This is a genomic window from Nocardia sp. NPDC019323 (assembly GCF_044389845.1).
Lineage (GTDB): Bacteria > Actinomycetota > Actinomycetes > Mycobacteriales > Mycobacteriaceae > Nocardia > Nocardia implantans.
On the sequence record NZ_JBIRYN010000001.1, the window covers coordinates 224761 to 239349 of the forward strand.

14 protein-coding genes are annotated in these 14589 nt (G+C 70.6%); 2 read left to right on the forward strand and 12 right to left on the reverse strand.

The features are described from left to right. Window positions 1-26: 26 nt before the first annotated feature. The 4 genes from ACH49X_RS01005 to ACH49X_RS01020 form a co-directional block, all read right to left on the reverse strand. Window positions 27-761 carry a cobalt-precorrin-6A reductase gene (locus ACH49X_RS01005; RefSeq protein WP_357106002.1) on the reverse strand — a complete coding sequence of 245 codons (735 nt, stop codon included), beginning with the start codon at window positions 759-761 and terminating at the stop codon, window positions 27-29. Between the two features lie 2 nt (window positions 762-763). After that, complete coding sequence (locus ACH49X_RS01010; protein ID WP_195080023.1) at window positions 764-1381, reverse strand: hypothetical protein; 618 nt, start codon at window positions 1379-1381, stop codon at window positions 764-766. 79 nt (window positions 1382-1460) lie between these two features. Then, on the reverse strand, window positions 1461-2726 hold the full coding sequence (gene cbiE, locus ACH49X_RS01015) for a precorrin-6y C5,15-methyltransferase (decarboxylating) subunit CbiE (protein ID WP_357207260.1): 1266 nt from the start codon (window positions 2724-2726) through the stop codon (window positions 1461-1463). Next, window positions 2723-3478, reverse strand: a complete 756-nt coding sequence (locus ACH49X_RS01020; protein ID WP_195080025.1) for an SDR family NAD(P)-dependent oxidoreductase — start codon at window positions 3476-3478, stop codon at window positions 2723-2725. Before ACH49X_RS01020 ends, cbiE begins: the two co-directional genes overlap by 4 nt. A gap of 113 nt (window positions 3479-3591) precedes the next feature. On the opposite strand from ACH49X_RS01020, the gene ACH49X_RS01025 reads away from it, so the two are divergent. Continuing rightward, window positions 3592-4023 (forward strand): PPOX class F420-dependent oxidoreductase, encoded by a 432-nt coding sequence (locus tag ACH49X_RS01025; protein WP_195080026.1) that lies wholly within the window; start codon window positions 3592-3594, stop codon window positions 4021-4023. A 39-nt stretch (window positions 4024-4062) separates the two neighbouring features. On the opposite strand, the gene ACH49X_RS01030 is transcribed toward ACH49X_RS01025, so the two are convergent. Beyond that, window positions 4063-5193: a Xaa-Pro peptidase family protein gene (locus ACH49X_RS01030; protein ID WP_195080027.1), complete on the reverse strand. Its 1131-nt coding sequence runs from the start codon at window positions 5191-5193 to the stop codon at window positions 4063-4065. Between the two features lie 83 nt (window positions 5194-5276). Between ACH49X_RS01030 and ACH49X_RS01035 the strand changes: the two genes are divergently transcribed. Further along, a complete protein-coding gene (locus ACH49X_RS01035) occupies window positions 5277-6242 on the forward strand; it encodes a 5'-3' exonuclease (RefSeq protein ID WP_357207258.1) in 966 nt (321 codons plus the stop codon). Window positions 6243-6338: 96 nt separating this feature from the next. Here the strand turns inward: ACH49X_RS01035 and ACH49X_RS01040 are convergent, their stop codons facing one another. From ACH49X_RS01040 to ACH49X_RS01070, 7 genes are all read right to left on the reverse strand, one after another. After that, complete coding sequence (locus tag ACH49X_RS01040; RefSeq protein ID WP_195080029.1) at window positions 6339-7028, reverse strand: DUF4333 domain-containing protein; 690 nt, start codon at window positions 7026-7028, stop codon at window positions 6339-6341. 164 nt (window positions 7029-7192) lie between these two features. Then, window positions 7193-9895, reverse strand: a complete 2703-nt coding sequence (locus tag ACH49X_RS01045; protein ID WP_357105817.1) for an RNA helicase — start codon at window positions 9893-9895, stop codon at window positions 7193-7195. Between the two features lie 3 nt (window positions 9896-9898). Continuing rightward, a complete protein-coding gene (tatC, locus tag ACH49X_RS01050) occupies window positions 9899-10852 on the reverse strand; it encodes a twin-arginine translocase subunit TatC (RefSeq protein WP_195080031.1) in 954 nt (317 codons plus the stop codon). 98 nt (window positions 10853-10950) lie between these two features. After that, window positions 10951-11211: a Sec-independent protein translocase subunit TatA gene (tatA, locus tag ACH49X_RS01055; RefSeq protein WP_195080032.1), complete on the reverse strand. Its 261-nt coding sequence runs from the start codon at window positions 11209-11211 to the stop codon at window positions 10951-10953. 64 nt (window positions 11212-11275) lie between these two features. Then, entirely contained in the window at window positions 11276-12325 is a 1050-nt protein-coding gene (locus tag ACH49X_RS01060; protein WP_357105813.1) for a 2-dehydropantoate 2-reductase, read from the reverse strand. A gap of 22 nt (window positions 12326-12347) precedes the next feature. After that, window positions 12348-13325: a YafY family protein gene (locus ACH49X_RS01065; RefSeq protein ID WP_357207256.1), complete on the reverse strand. Its 978-nt coding sequence runs from the start codon at window positions 13323-13325 to the stop codon at window positions 12348-12350. Then, a complete protein-coding gene (locus ACH49X_RS01070; protein ID WP_195080035.1) occupies window positions 13322-14317 on the reverse strand; it encodes a YafY family protein in 996 nt (331 codons plus the stop codon). Before ACH49X_RS01070 ends, ACH49X_RS01065 begins: the two co-directional genes overlap by 4 nt. Window positions 14318-14589 lie beyond the last annotated feature (272 nt).

Sequence of the window (14589 nt, forward strand, 5' to 3'; positions counted from 1 at the left end):
GCTCCGGCCGACGGCCAGGACCCGTGTCAGCCGCGCCGGTCGCGCAACCAATCCAGTGCCTGGGCAGCGGATTCCACGATCCGCGCGCCCTCCGGCAGTGGCGGGCGGTCGACCACGACGACCGGGATGCCCGCGGCGCGGGCGGCGGCGAGTTTGGCCTCGGTCTGCTCCCCGCCGCTGTCCTTGGTGACGAGCACGTCGATCCGGTGCCGCGCGAGCAGCCGCGCTTCGTCTTCCACCGCGAACGGCCCACGGGCGAGCAGCAGTTCCTGCCGCGGCGGCAGCGCGCCCTCCGGCGGGTCGATGGCACGGATCAGGAACCATTGCCGGGCGAGTCCGGCGAACGCGTCGACGCCTTGCCTGCCGATGGTCAGGAACACGCGCTCGCCGAGCGCGGCGACTTGCGTCGCGGCCGAGGGGAGATCGGGTACGCGCGTCCACCTGTCCCCCTTCTGCTCCACCCACCCGGGCCGGCGCAGGTGCACCAGCGGCACACCCGAAACTCGCGCGGCGTCCGCCGCGTTGGCGCTGATGGCCGCCGCGAACGGATGGGTGGCGTCGACCATCGCGGCCACGTCGTTGGCCGCGAGCCAGGCGCGCAGCCCCTCGGCGCCCCCGAAGCCGCCGATGCGGACCTTGCCCTCGGGCAGCAAGGGCGCGCGCACACGACCGGCGAGCGAGGACACGATCTCCCATCCTCGCTCGCCGGAAGCGATATGGGCCAGCTCCCGCGCTTCCCGGGTGCCGCCCAGAATCAGGATTCTCAGGGCTGGCCGCTGAAGTAGGCGATACCCGCGTTCAGCAGCGACGGCCCGCCCGCGACGGCCAGACCGATCAGCGCGCCGAGCACCGCGCCGGGCAGGATGCCGACGCCGAAGAACACGATGCCGATCGCGGCGCCGATCAGGCCACCGACCAGGGCGCCGAGCGAGGCGCGCTGCAACTCCGCGAAGAACCACTCCTGCGCGCCGATGAACTCGGCGGCGACCGGCGCGTTCGCGGTCGGCGCCACCTGCGGCGTCAGCGTCAGCTGCCTGCCCTCGTCGGCGACGGACGCGGCGATCCGGACCTGTTGGCCCTTGGCCGTGGCGGTGAGCGGAACGGTGGTGACGGTCTCACCCGCGGCGTTCTTCAGGGTGACCGACCGGTTGTCGGTATCGACGCTGAACGCGCCACCGGTAACGCTGGTGACCACCGACTTGCCCGCGTCGGCGAGCTGCAGCGCGTAGCCGACGCCCTGATCGGTGCCCGTCACGGTGGGCGATGCGGCGGCCTGGTCCTGCGCCGCGGGCGGCACCGGAGCGGCGTAGGAGGTGCCTGCGGTGACTCCGGTGGCGGCGACGGCCAGCAATGCGGTAGCGGCGAACTTCTTGTATCTCATCTATCTCCCCAACAGGATTCGGATTTCCGATCAATGATCGGAACTCGGCCCCGACCCTACCGCGTGACCGGTAACGTGTTCACCCCTGCGCGGGGAACGCCCGCGCGGTTTTCACCACCGACCACTGCGTGACCGGAAGCTGCGGACGCCAGGTGGTGAAGGATCCCAGCGGTTCCGCGCGGTAGATCTGGAACTTCCGCAATCCGCCACCCTCGGCGCCCGCCCAGCTGAGCAGCAGCGATTCCGATTCCGCCGTCACCGCGTTCGCGACGAGCCTGCCGCCTTGACGCAACTGCGCCCAGCATGTCTCGAGCACGCCATCCTGGGTCAGGCCACCACCGACGAAAATCGCGTCGGGCGAGACGATTCCGGCGTCGGCGGCGACTTCGGCGCGCAGCTCGCCGCGAACCTGGATGTGCGGCACGCCCAGCGCCTCGGCATTGTCGGCGATCTGGCGCCGCCTGCGTTCGAGCCGCTCGAACGCGACGGCCCGGTTGCCGGGATGCGCCCGGCACCACTCGATGGCGATGCTGCCCGAACCGCCGCCGACATCCCACAGCAGTTCCCCGGGAGCGGGCGCCAGCGCCGCCAGCGTCAGCGCGCGGACCTCGTGCTTGGTGAGTTGGCCGTCTCCGCCGAACAATTCGTCCGGCAGTCCGGGTAAGCGGGTGGCACGCGGCTGGCCGCGGTCCGCCGAGCAGGTGATCGCCACGATGTTCAGCGGATCGCCCGGCGGCAGTTCCCACTGTTTCGCGATTCCGGCGCGGCGCCGTTCGGCGGGGCCGCCCAGTTGCTCGAGCAACGTCAGCTCCGAACCGCCGAAACCGTTGCGCCCCAGCAGTTGCGCCAGATCGCGCGGTGTGTGCTCGTCGGCGCTGAGCACCAGCAGCCGCCTTCCGTCGGCCAGCTCGGGTAGCACCGTCGCCAACGGACGCCCGACCACGCTGACCACCGGTGTCTGCGCCAGCGGCCAGCCCAGCCTGGCGCAGGCGAGAGAAGCCGAAGACGGCTGCGGCAGCACCCGCAGCGCCTGCGGGCCCAGCAACCGGGCCAAGGTGACGCCGATTCCGTAGAACATCGGATCACCGCTGGCCAAGACGCACAACCGTGCCCCGCTGTGCCGTTCCAGCAAATCCGGCAACGCGGGCAGCAAAGGCGAAGGCCACCTCACGCGGCGCGCCGCGACGGCCGGCGGCACGAGCGCCAGCTGACGGGCGGAACCGAACAGGACCTCGGCGCCGCCGACCGCCTCCCGCGCGGCGCGACCGAGGCCGTCCCAGCCATCGGCGCCGATCCCGATGACCGTGATCGGCGCGCCGGCCCACGAGACGGGCGTCGCGTTCATCGGGGCATCCGGCGCCAGATCGCTTGCGGCAGCAGGCGCATCGCGAAGAACACCGGTCGCAGGATGCCGGGCACCCACACCCGGCTCGCGCCACGGCGCAGGGCACGGACCACCGCGTCGGCGACCTCATCCGGCGTGCTGGAGAACGGCGCGGGAGACATCCCCTCGGTCATCCGCCCGATCACGAATCCGGGGCGGACCAGCAGCAACCCGACGCCGCTTCCGTGCAGGGCGTCCGCGAGACCGGAGGCGAAGCCGTCGAGTCCCGCTTTGGCCGAGCCGTAGACGTAGTTCGCGCGCCGGACCCGCACCCCGGCGACCGAGCTGAACACGACGATCCGTCCCGTGCCCTGCGCGCGCAGCAGATTCGCCAGCGTGGTGAGCACACCGGCCTGGGCGACGAAATCGGTGTGCAGGATCGCCGCCGCGTGGGCGGGATCCCGCTCGGCGCGCTGCTGATCACCGAGCACGCCGAAGGCGAGCACCGCGATCGCGATCGGCCCGTGCTCGGCGGCGATCTTCTCCAGCAACACCGGATGACTCGCCATGTCGTCGGCGTCGAATTCGGCGGTGTGCACCTCGCTCGCACCCGCCGCCGCGATCTCCGCGCGCTGCGCGTCCAAGTCGCCGCTGCGCCTGGCCGCGAGCACGACCGCTCGTCCCGGTGCCAGCCGCCGCGCCACCTCGAGCCCGATCTCGCTCCGGCCGCCGAGCAGCAGCACGGTCCCATCGGGCAAACCACGCGTTCCCATGCGCCCAGTCTGTCATTCGCGCCGGCGGGGCTCGTCATCGCGCACCGGCGCGGCCGCATCCCCGGCTCCGGGCTGGTGCGGCGTCGTCGGGCGCCGAAGGCTACGGTCGGGGAATGCCGACGAGTACTGCTGAGCTGTCGCCCGCCGCCCTCGAGTTCGTCGCCGAACGGCACCTCGCCACGCTGACGACGTTGCGCGCGGACGGAACGCCCCATGTGGTGGCGGTGGGTTTCACCTGGGACCAGGAGGCCGGGATCGCGCGCGTCATCACCAACGACGGGTCGGTGAAAGTGCGCAACGTGCGCCGCTCCGGCTATGCGGCGGTCAGCCAGGTCGACGGGATCCGGTGGTTGACGCTGGAGGGCCCGGCCACGGTGCTCGACGCCCCCGACGACGTCGCCGAGGCGGTCGAGCGGTACGCGGGTCGTTATCGCGTGCCGCGGGAGAACCCGACACGCGTGGTGATCGCCATCCAGGTCCGGCGCGTCCTGTCCAGCAGCACGCTGGTCGCACCGGCCGCGGAAGGGAACGGCGCCGGCGCGTAGCGGCTCCCTGCGCCGTCATCGCTCGCCGTCAGCCGTCGATCACAGCACCATCAGGCCGTGCGGCCGCTGGTTCAGCGATTCACCGCCGTCGTCGGTGACGACCACGATGTCCTCGATGCGCGCACCCCACTCGCCGCGGAAGTAGATGCCCGGCTCCACGCTGAATGCCATGCCGGGCCGCAGGACCAGATCGTTCCCCATGACGATGTAGGGCTCCTCGTGCACCGACAGGCCGATGCCGTGCCCGGTGCGATGCACGAAGGCGTGCCCGAGACCGGCTTCGGTCAACGGTTCGCGCGCCGCGGCGTCCACCGAGGCCGCGGTGACGCCGGGGCGGACCGCCGCGACCGCGGCGGCCTGCGCGCGTTCCAGTTCGGCGTATCGGGCGGCCACCTGCGGATCGGGCTCGCCGAGGACGTAGGTGCGAGTGGAGTCGGAGTAGTAGCCGGGCTCGACCGAGCCGCCGATGTCGATGACCACCACGTCGCCGGTCTCGATCCGGCGCTCGGACACGCGGTGATGCGGGTCTCCTCCGTGCGGGCCGCTGCCGACGATGACGAACGCCGCCTCGGTATGCCCCTCGGCCACGATCGCGTCCTCGATGTCGCGGCCGACCTCCGCCTCGGTGCGCCCGGCCCGCAAGAACTCGCCCATGCGCGCGTGCACCCGGTCGATCGCGGCGGCCGCCCGCCGCAGCGCGTCCACCTCGGCCGGATCCTTGATCATGCGCAGTTCGCGCAGGACGGGTGTGGCCGACACCGGAAGACCGGTGAACGACTCGGCCAGCGGCAGCAGATGCAGAGCCGGCATGACGTCGGCAACGGCCACCCGGGAACCGACGTGCAGCGCCGACTTCACCAGCGCGTACGGGTTGTCGGTGCCGTCGACCCACTCCAGCACTTGCAGCCCCAGTTCGCCCGCCGCCGAGGCCTCCAGCGACGCCAGCTCCAGTTTCGGGATCACGACCGACGGCGTCGCTCCGTCCGCCGGGATCACCAGACAGGTCAGCCGCTCGAACGACTCGGCCGCCGAGCCGATCAGGTAGCGCAGGTCCGGGCCGGGGGTGATCAGCATGGCATCCAGGTGGGCGGCCCGGATCAGCTCCACCGCCCGCTCCAGCCGTGCTCCGTAGACGTCCGCCGCGAACCTCGAATCCGTATGCGCGCTCATTCGTCCGACGTTACCCGCCGCGACCGCCCGGCGAACGCCCAACTTCGCCGGGCGGTGTCGGTGCGACCGAGTAGCCTCAGCCCGTGACCTCTGCTTCCGGTGGGCCCCTGCTGCTGTTGGACGGAGCCAGTCTGTGGTTCCGCGCCTTCCACGCCATCCCCGACAAGATCACCGCGCCCGACGGCCGCTCGGTGAACGCGCTGCGTGGTTTCACCGACATGGTGGCGTCGCTGATCACCAGGTTCGCCCCCAGCCGGCTGGTCGTGTGCCTGGATCTGGACTGGCGGCCTGCGTATCGAGTCGAACTGGTCCCGTCCTACAAGGCACACCGGCTGGACACCTCGCCGGAGGCCGCGCCCGGCGCCGAGACCGTTCCCGACACGCTCACCCCGCAGGTCGAGATGATCCTGGAGGTGCTCGACGCCGCCGGGATCGCGACCGGCGGCGCCGAAGGCCTGGAAGCCGACGACGTGCTGGGCACCCTGGCGACCAGGGAGCGCGCCGACGAGGTGGTCGTGGTCAGCGGCGACCGCGACTTGCTGCAACTGGTCCGGGACGAACCCGCACCCCCCGTGCGGGTGTTCTACGCCGGGCGCGGGCTGGCAAAGGCGGAATTGTTCGGCCCGGCCGAGGTGTCGGCGAAGTACGGTGTGCCGCTGCGCAACGCGGGCCCGGCCTACGCCGACATGGCGACGCTGCGCGGTGACGCCTCCGACGGCCTGCCCGGCGTGGCAGGCATCGGCGAGAAGTCCGCCGCCACTCTCATCTCCCGCTTCGGTTCCCTGGACGCCTTGGTCGCCGCCGTCGACGATCCCGGCGCCGACCTGGCGCAAGGCGTGCGCGCCAAGCTGCGCGCCGCCGAGGACTACTTGAAGGCCGCCGCACCGGTCGTGCGGGTGGTCCGCGACGCCGAGGTCACCCTGTCCCGCGACGACGTCCTCCGCACCGAACCGGCCGACCCCGACCGCCTGCGCGCCCTCGCCACCGCCTACAACGCCGAAAGTCCGGTCACACGCCTGATCACGGCACTAGCGGCCCGCACCGCCTGACCCGCAAGCGCGTCGCACGAATCACGCGGGGCGTTGGAAGAGTGCGATACGGCCGGATCCCCAGCGCCGAAGGCGCTGGAAAACCGACCTCCCACCTCAGCTGGGGCGGCCGACCTCGTAGGTGCCGTCGTCCTTGGTGATCTTGATGGTCACCTTCTTGGCCTCGCCGCTGACCTTCACGCTGCACTCGAAGGTGGCGTCCACCTTGACTTCCTGGCCGGACGGGCAGGAGACGTCGCTGATGTCCTGGATGCCGTAGGAGTCCGACAGCACCTTCTTCACGCCGTCCTGCACGGCGGCCTGGTCCAGCTGGTCCTTGGCGGTCAACACGAGCACGAGGGCGACGATGGCGCCGACCACCGCGACACCGAGCACCGACAGCCCGATGATCAGGCCTTTGTTCTTGCCGCCCTGCTGCGGCGGCTGCTGACCGGGAGCACCCCACTGCGGCTGCTGCTGCGGCTGCCCCCACTGCGGCTGCTGACCCTGCTGGCCCCAGTCCTGCTGCTGCGGTTGGCCCCACTGCGGCTGCTGGCCTTGGGCAGGCTGCTGGCCCCACTGCGGTTGCTGGGGCTGCTGCGGCTGCTGACCCCACTGCTGCTGGGGCTGGCCCCACTGCTGCTGGTCACCCCAGTGCTGGGTCGGCTGAGCCGAGGCCGGGGTCTGCGGCTGACCGCCCCACTGCTGCGTGGGACCGGCCCCGCCCGGCGCCTGCTGTCCACCCCACTGCTGGGTGGGATCGTTGCGTCCCTCCCCGGGGTCGTTCGGTCCGTACGGGCCGCTCATCTGCTTGCCTCCACTCGCATCGTTGTACACACGGTAGCCCCCCGCGTGGGCCTCGTCGCATGACACGACTACTCCGCCACGGTCGGTACGCGAAAGAAATCAAATCACAATCGAATCCGCCGTGTTGCTATTGCCGCCCGCCGCGCGCCCGTAGCTCGCGCCGCTCAGGCGGCGTCCACCGCCACGACACCTCGCCGGATCGCCCGCACCGCCTTGGCGGCGGTCGCGGCGACCTCGGGATCGTCGGCGGTGCCGTGGATCTGATCGAGCAGATCGATCACCTGTCTGCACCAGCGCACGAAGTCACCGGCCGACAGCGGCGCGCCCTGATCGCCGCTGGCGAGCAACGACTCGGCCAATCCATCGCCGCGCGCCCATTTGTACACGCCGTCGACGAAGCCGAGATCGGGTTCCCTGGTCGGCGGCAGTTTGTGCCGCGCTTCGTCCGAGCGCAGCTCGGACCACACGCCGATGGTCGCGCCGACCGCGCGACGAATCGGGGCCGTCGGTCCGGACGCGCCGAGATAGCCGCCCTCCTGGCGGGATTCGTACACGAGGATCGAGACCACACCCGCCAGCTCCGCCGGGCCGAGGCCGCGCCACAGTCCCTTCCGGAGGCATTCGGCGACCAGCAGATCGCTTTCGGCGTAGATGCGCGCCAACCGGCGTCCGTCCGCGGTCACCTCGCTCTCGTGCACGAATCCGCGTTCCTCCAGCAGACCGAGAATCCGGTCGAACGTGCGCGCCAGCGAGTTGGTGGTCGCGGCAACCTTCTGGCGCATCGCCTCCGTCTCGCGCAGCAGCCGGTTGTAGCGCTCGCCGATCCGGGCCAGTTGCTCGCGATCGGGCCGGGAGTGCGCCGGATGCGCGCGCAGACTGCGGCGCAACGTGGCAAGTTCGCGGTCGTCGGCCGCGGCGGAGTGCCTGCCGCGGCGTGGCCTGCCCGGCACCGAGATGCCCGTGCTGCGCAGCGCCGAGGCCAGATCGCGGCGGGTGCGCGCGGTACGGTGATCCACCCGGCGCGGCAGCCGCATGTGCCCGAGCGCTTCGGCGGGCACCGGGAAATCGGCGACCGAAACCCGTCCGGCCCACTTGTCCTCGGTGAGCACCAGCGGACGCGGATCGCCCGGCGTCGCGTCCGGCTCCAGGATCACCGCCAGCCCGGCGCGGCGGCCGGACGGAATCGCCACCACGTCACCGCGCCGCAGTGCGCCCAGCGCGTCCACCGCCGCGCCACGCCGGTCGGCACGGCTCTGCTGGGCCAGCTGCCGCTCCCGCTGCTTGATCCGCTCACGCAGCGACAGGTACTCGAGGAATCCGCCTTCGGCGCCGCCGAGCTGGCCGCGCAGCTTGCGCAGGGCCCCCTCGTTGCGTTCGATGCCGCGCACCAGCCCGACCACCGAACGGTCCGCCTGGAACTGGGCGAACGATCGCTCCAGCAGGGCGCGCGACTCGTCGGCGCCCATCCGATCGATGAGGTTGATCGACATGTTGTAGCCCGGCCGGAACGAGCTGCGCAGCGGATAGGTGCGCGTCGAGGCCAGGCCCGCGACCGCGCTGGTGTCCACCTCGGGCTGCCACAGCACCACCGCGTGGCCTTCGACGTCGATGCCGCGCCGCCCCGCACGCCCGGTCAGCTGGGTGTACTCCCCCGGCGTGAGCTCCGCGTGTGACTCCCCGTTGAACTTGACCAGCCGTTCCAGCACCACGGTGCGGGCGGGCATGTTGATGCCGAGCGCCAGCGTCTCGGTGGCGAAGACCGCGCGCACCAGCCCGTTGACGAACAGTTCCTCGACGGTGTGCCGGAACGCGGGCAGCATCCCGGCGTGATGCGCCGCGAGACCGCGGTGCAGCGCCTCGCGCCACTCCCAATAGCCGAGCACCTCCAGATCGGTCTTGGGCAGATCGCCGGTGTGCTTGTCGATGATCGCGTCGACCTCGTCGCGCTCCTCCGGACGGCTCAGGTCCAGCCGCGAGCGCACGCACTGCGCGAGCGCGCCGTCGCAACCCGCCCGGCTGAAGATGAACGTGATCGCGGGCAGCAGGCCCTCTTCGTCCAGCTTGGCGAGCACCTCCGGCCGCGGCAACGGGCGGAAATCCCGGCGCGGGCCGCCGCGACCGTTGCGCGGGGAGCCCCAGCTGTTCATCCGGTCGGCCGCCTCGCGGTGGCGGATGAACCGCACCAGGTCTTCGTCGACGAGGACCTTCTGCTCGGTGGATTTGGTGTCGAACAGGTCGAACATCCGCCGTCCCACCATGACGTGCTGCCACAGCGGCACGGGCCTGGTCTCGTCGACCACAACGGCGGTGTCGCCGCGCACGGTCTCCATCCAGGCGCCGAACTCCTCGGCGTTGCTCACCGTGGCCGAGAGACTGACCAGCCGCACATCCGGGGACAGGTGCAGGATGACCTCTTCCCACACGGCGCCGCGGAACCGGTCGGCGAGGTAGTGCACCTCGTCCATCACGACGTAGGACAACCCGCGCAGCGCGTCGGAGGAGGCGTAGAGCATGTTGCGCAGCACCTCGGTGGTCATCACGACCACCGGCGCGTCCGGATTGATCGATTGGTCGCCGGTCAGCAGTCCGACCTTGTCGCGGCCGTGGCGCTCGGTGAGGTCGGCGAACTTCTGGTTCGACAGCGCCTTGATCGGCGTGGTGTAGAAGCACTTCCCGCCCGCCGCCAGCGCCAGGTGAACGGCGAACTCGCCGACCACCGTCTTACCCGCGCCCGTGGGAGCGCAGACCAGGACACTGTGGCCTTCTTCGAGCGCCGCACAGGCGTCGCGCTGAAACGGATCCAGCCGGAACTTCAGTTCGGCGGAGAATACGGCCAACTCGCCCGTCTGCGACCGGTCAACTGTCACTCGTCAGAGCGTATCGGAGTAGTCCGACACCGGTCGTGTGGATTTCTCCGCGGGCGTACCGATCGACCCGGCCGGATCGATCGGCTCCGGTGCGCCGAGTTCGGAGGCCTCCTCGTCCGACAGCGCGGCCAGATCCTCGCGCTCCTTGCGCGCCCTGCGCAGGTCGTTGACGCGGGAGAACTGGATCGCCACCTCGAACAACACCGTCAGCGCCAAGGCCAGCGCCAGCATCGAGAACGGATCCTGCGGCGTCACGATCGCCGCGAACACGAACAAGCCGAAGGTGATCCCCCGCCGCCACGCCTTGAGGCGCTCGTAGGTCAGGACGCCCACCAGGTTCAGCCCGACGATCAGCAACGGCGTCTCGAAGCTGACCCCGAAGATGATCAGCAACTGAATGATGAACGAGAAGTACTGCGACCCGCTCAGCGCCGTGATCTGCACGTTGTCGCCGATGGTGAGCAAGAAGCTCAACGCGTGCGCGATCACCACATAGGCCAGCACCGCTCCCGCGGCGAACAACACCGTGCCCGAGGACACGAACCCGATCGCGTACTTGCGTTCCTTCGCGTACAGCCCGGGGGTGATGAACGCCCACAATTGATACAGCCAGATCGGCGCCGCCAGCACCACGCCCGCGGTCAAGCCGACCTTCAATCGCAGCGTGAACTGCTCGAACGGCGCGGTCGCGAGCAGACGGCATTCGCCGTCCGGGGTCAGCGACGCACGGGCCGACGAGGGCAGCGAGCAATACGGCCCGCGCAGGATCTCACCGAGGCTCTCGATCCCCAGGAACCCGTGCGCGTACCACAGGAACCCCAGCACCGTCGTCGCGATCACCGCCGCGATCGACACCAGCAACCGGTACCGCAGCTCCTGCAGATGCTCGACCAACGACATGGTGCCGTCGGGATTGGTCCTGCGCTTACTGCGCCGCGGATCGAACGGGATTCGCATGGTTGGTGATCGCCCCTGGGGTCACGTGCCTCGCACGGCTCGGCAACAGCACTGAGTCCGGAGTGAGCTGTTCCTCACTCCGGCGCGAGCGGCTCCGCTCAGACCGACTTCTGCTCGGTGCGGGACTCGGTGGCCTGCGGCGTCGACTGCTGTGCGGCGGGCAACTGCGGCGCGGGCTGCTGAGCCTGCGCGCCGCCCGCGGGCGCGTTGCTCTCGTTCTGCATCTGACTGACTTCGCTCTTGAAGATGCGCAACGACCGGCCCAAGCTGCGGGCCGCGTCGGGCATCCGCTTCGCGCCGAAGAACATCACGAAGACCACCGCAATGATCAGCCAGTGCCAGATGCTCAGACTGCCCATGATCTACCTCCCAAGACTGTGATGTTTCGATGCTACCGGAGGGTGACGTGCGCGAACGCCGCCGTCACCGCTCGTTCGTCCCGCGTTCGGGCCCGCCGCCCGCCGTGGCGGTCCGCAACTGGCCGAGCAGCTCCCCTCCGCTCCACACGCGCCTGCCGCCAAGCTCGGCCGCGACGATCAATTCGGTCAGCCGCTGATTCACCGGCGTCGGCATCCCGACCATCGCGCCCAGTTCGACGATTTCCCCGCACAGCCAGGAGATTTCGGTCTTACGACCCAGTTCGAGGTCGTCGGCCATGGACGAACGCGCCACCGGATCGATCGCCAGCACCTGGCCGGCTACCCGCCGGAACAAGCCGTCGGGCACAGTCAGCAGCGCCGCCATCACCCGAGGCGGCAGCGGCGTCAGCCGGGCGGGGCGAATTCGCGCCTTGTTCATCACCGCGAGCGCTTCGCGCTGGGTCAGCGCGAGACAGCGGCGGTAGTCCCGGTCGGCGAGTTCCTCCCGCAGCGGGAGCCCCGACAGCGCGTTGATCGGGTTGTTGAGGTTCAGCAGCAGCTTCGCCCACTGCACCGGGCGCAGGTCGGGGTACCGGCGCAAGCCGAGCCGCGCTCGCTCGAACACGTCGAGGAACGGCGCCAGGGCCGGATCGTCCTGTACCGCGAGACCGCCTTCGGTGCCCCGATGGAAATGCCCGCCGGGGTGGTGCACGACGTTGAACATCACCATTCCGGCCAGCACCACGCAGTGCGGCAGGATCTCCCGGATCACCGAGTCGTTGCCGATGCCGTTCTGCAGGCTGAGCACCACGGTGCCGGGCCGGATCTTGCCCGCCAGCTCGCGCACCGCCTCCGCCGTCGCCGCCGATTTCACCGTGACCAGCACCAGGTCCGCCGAGCCGACGTCGTCGGGTTCGGTCGCGCGATGGAATCGGTCCGGCGGCAGCGCCTCGTCACCGCCGTCGAGGTCGGTGAGCCGGAGCCCGGACGCGCCGAGCTCGTCCAGCACCCGCTTGCGGCCGACCAGGGTGACCTCCGCGCCCGCCACGCCGAGCTTGCCGCCGACGAAATTGCCGATGCTGCCCGCGCCCACCACCAGCACACGACTGTTCATGCCGGGAGGGCCTGTGCCTTCCTCATCCGGCCTCCGGATATCCGGCTTCCTCGTAGGCGGCCAGCGCGGCGTTCGACCGCTCGCGCACCGCCGCCACCAGCTCCGGCGGGCCGAGGACGGTGACGCCTGCGCCGAAACCGAGCAGCAGGCGGGCCATCCAGTCCAGCGTGGCGAACCGCATGGTCGCCTCCAGGCTGCCGTCGGGATGCACCGCCAGCCGGTGCATCGGGTACTGATCCAGAACCCACGCGTAGTCGGCGTGAATCCGCAAACGCGCCAGAGGAACCGTTGGATCGTCCTGGAACAGGTCCAGGCCCGCCGTCGCGTCGGTGGCGTGCACGGGCGGCCGGGCCGGCTCCGCCAGTTCGGTCGCGGCCTCGATCCGGTCGAAGCGGAACAGCCGCACTCCCTCGGCCTGTCGGCACCAGGCCTGCAGATAGCTGTTGTCGTCCACGAGGACGATGCGGATCGGATCGACGATGCGTTCGGACACCACGTCACGACTGGCGGAGTAGTACACCAGCCGCAGCGCCCGGCCCAGCGCCAGCGCCGACCGCACGGCGGCCACCGCGGGCGCTTCCTGCGGCGGGGTGCGCGACCTCCCGTTCCCGGCGGATTCCGCGCCGCCCGCGATCGCCGCTTCGATCTTCGCGATGGCCGCGTGGGCCGCGGTCGGGTCGACCATGCCGGGCATGTCGACGATCGAGCGCAACGCCACCAGCAGGGCGGTCGCCTCGGTGGAGGTCAGTCGCAGCGGACGATCGATGCCCGCGGAGAAGGTGACCTCGATGCTCTCCTCGGAAAACGACAAGTCGATCAGGTCACCCGGGCCGTACCCGGGCAGTCCGCACATCCACAGCTGATTGAGATCGCTCATCAACTGCTTGGTGGTCACGCCCAGATCGGCGGCGGCCTCGGCGGCGCTGATGCCCGGGTGGGCGATGAAGTACGGGATCATGTTCAGCAACCGGGACAGCCGGACCGACAGCCGTGAACTCATGCCCGCACCTCCGTGCGGTCGAAGACCGAACGCAGCCGCGCGATGACATCGGCACGCAGCGACTCGGGGGCGAGTACCACGGCGTCCGGGCCCAGCCCGGTGATCAGCCGGGCCACCCAATCCCGGGATCGCACCGGAAGCTCGACCACGGTGCCCGCACGGCCGCCGACGACGCGCTCCCCGGTCACCTGGCCGAGCCTGCGGATCTCCCGTCCGCGCCCTTCGGCCACCCACACCGTTGCCGTGCCGCTGACCGGCGCGGTGCTGGTGACCTGGTCGACGATGGCGCGCAGATCGAGATCCTCCGGCTTGTGGACGGCGTTGCGCGGGCCGTACGGAGTGACATCGTCGCCGATGCGCGACAGCCGGAAGCTGCGCACCGCGTCCCGGTCCCGGTCGTGCCCGACGAGGTACCAGCGGCCGTGATGGGTGACGACGCCCCAGGGTTCGACGTCGCGCATCAGATAGGGGGCGTTGATCGCGCCGCGGTGCTCGAACCGCACCGCCTGGCCCGCGTCGATCGCGGCGAGGAGTTTGCCGAGCACGGGTTCCGAGCCGCGAGCGCGGGCCGGAACCGCGGGCACCGATGCCACGGCGGCGTCGGTTTCCACGTGCACGCCCGCCGCGCGCAGCTTGAGCAGCGCGCCTTCCGCGGCGGCGGCCAATTCCGGCGATTCCCACATCTGCACGGCCACCGCGACGGCGGCGGCCTCCTGGTCGGTCAGGTCGATGTCGGGTAGCTCGTAGGCGTCGCGGTTGATCCGGTAGCCCTCCACCGTCGAGTACCGGCTCACCGGACCGACCTCCAGCGGGATGCCCAGATCACGCAGTTCGTTCTTGTCCCGCTCGAACATGCGGCTGAAGGCCTCGTCGCTGGCGGAGTCCTCGTAGCCGGCCACGCTCTCCCGGATCCGCTCGGCGGTCAGGAACTGCCGGGTCGACAGCAGCGCGATGACCAGATTCATCAGCCGCTCGACCTTGGATATCGCCACCCGATAGAGGGTAATCTGCGCGGCCAGGCTGTGTTGTTTTGGCCGCGACTTCGTCGCGGCGTGTTCGCGGCCCAGGCTCGGTCTCGCTTCGCTCGAAAGGCGTAGTCGAGGTGCGTTGGGCACGCTGGAAGATGCATGTCCCGACCTCGGCGTTTGCCCCTCGGGCAATCGTTTCGGCTGGAATACGACTTCGCGGTGGCGGCCTTGGCCTTGGATTCGCGTCCGAGGAGCGGACCGGGCGCGGCAGCGACAAGGGTCGGTACCGCGCTGCG

Bases quoted from the DNA above. Each gene is read 5' to 3' on its own strand.
- ACH49X_RS01010 (WP_195080023.1), bottom strand. From the start codon at position 1,381: ATGAGATACAAGAAGTTCGCCGCTACCGCATTGCTGGCCGTCGCCGCC.
- cbiE (WP_357207260.1), bottom strand. From the start codon at position 2,726: ATGAACGCGACGCCCGTCTCGTGGGCCGGCGCGCCGATCACGGTCATC.
- ACH49X_RS01020 (WP_195080025.1), bottom strand. From the start codon at position 3,478: ATGGGAACGCGTGGTTTGCCCGATGGGACCGTGCTGCTGCTCGGCGGC.
- ACH49X_RS01025 (WP_195080026.1), top strand. From the start codon at position 3,592: ATGCCGACGAGTACTGCTGAGCTGTCGCCCGCCGCCCTCGAGTTCGTC.
- ACH49X_RS01030 (WP_195080027.1), bottom strand. From the start codon at position 5,193: ATGAGCGCGCATACGGATTCGAGGTTCGCGGCGGACGTCTACGGAGCA.
- ACH49X_RS01040 (WP_195080029.1), bottom strand. From the start codon at position 7,028: ATGAGCGGCCCGTACGGACCGAACGACCCCGGGGAGGGACGCAACGAT.
- tatC (WP_195080031.1), bottom strand. From the start codon at position 10,852: ATGCGAATCCCGTTCGATCCGCGGCGCAGTAAGCGCAGGACCAATCCC.
- tatA (WP_195080032.1), bottom strand. From the start codon at position 11,211: ATGGGCAGTCTGAGCATCTGGCACTGGCTGATCATTGCGGTGGTCTTC.
- ACH49X_RS01060 (WP_357105813.1), bottom strand. From the start codon at position 12,325: ATGAACAGTCGTGTGCTGGTGGTGGGCGCGGGCAGCATCGGCAATTTC.
- ACH49X_RS01065 (WP_357207256.1), bottom strand. From the start codon at position 13,325: ATGAGTTCACGGCTGTCGGTCCGGCTGTCCCGGTTGCTGAACATGATC.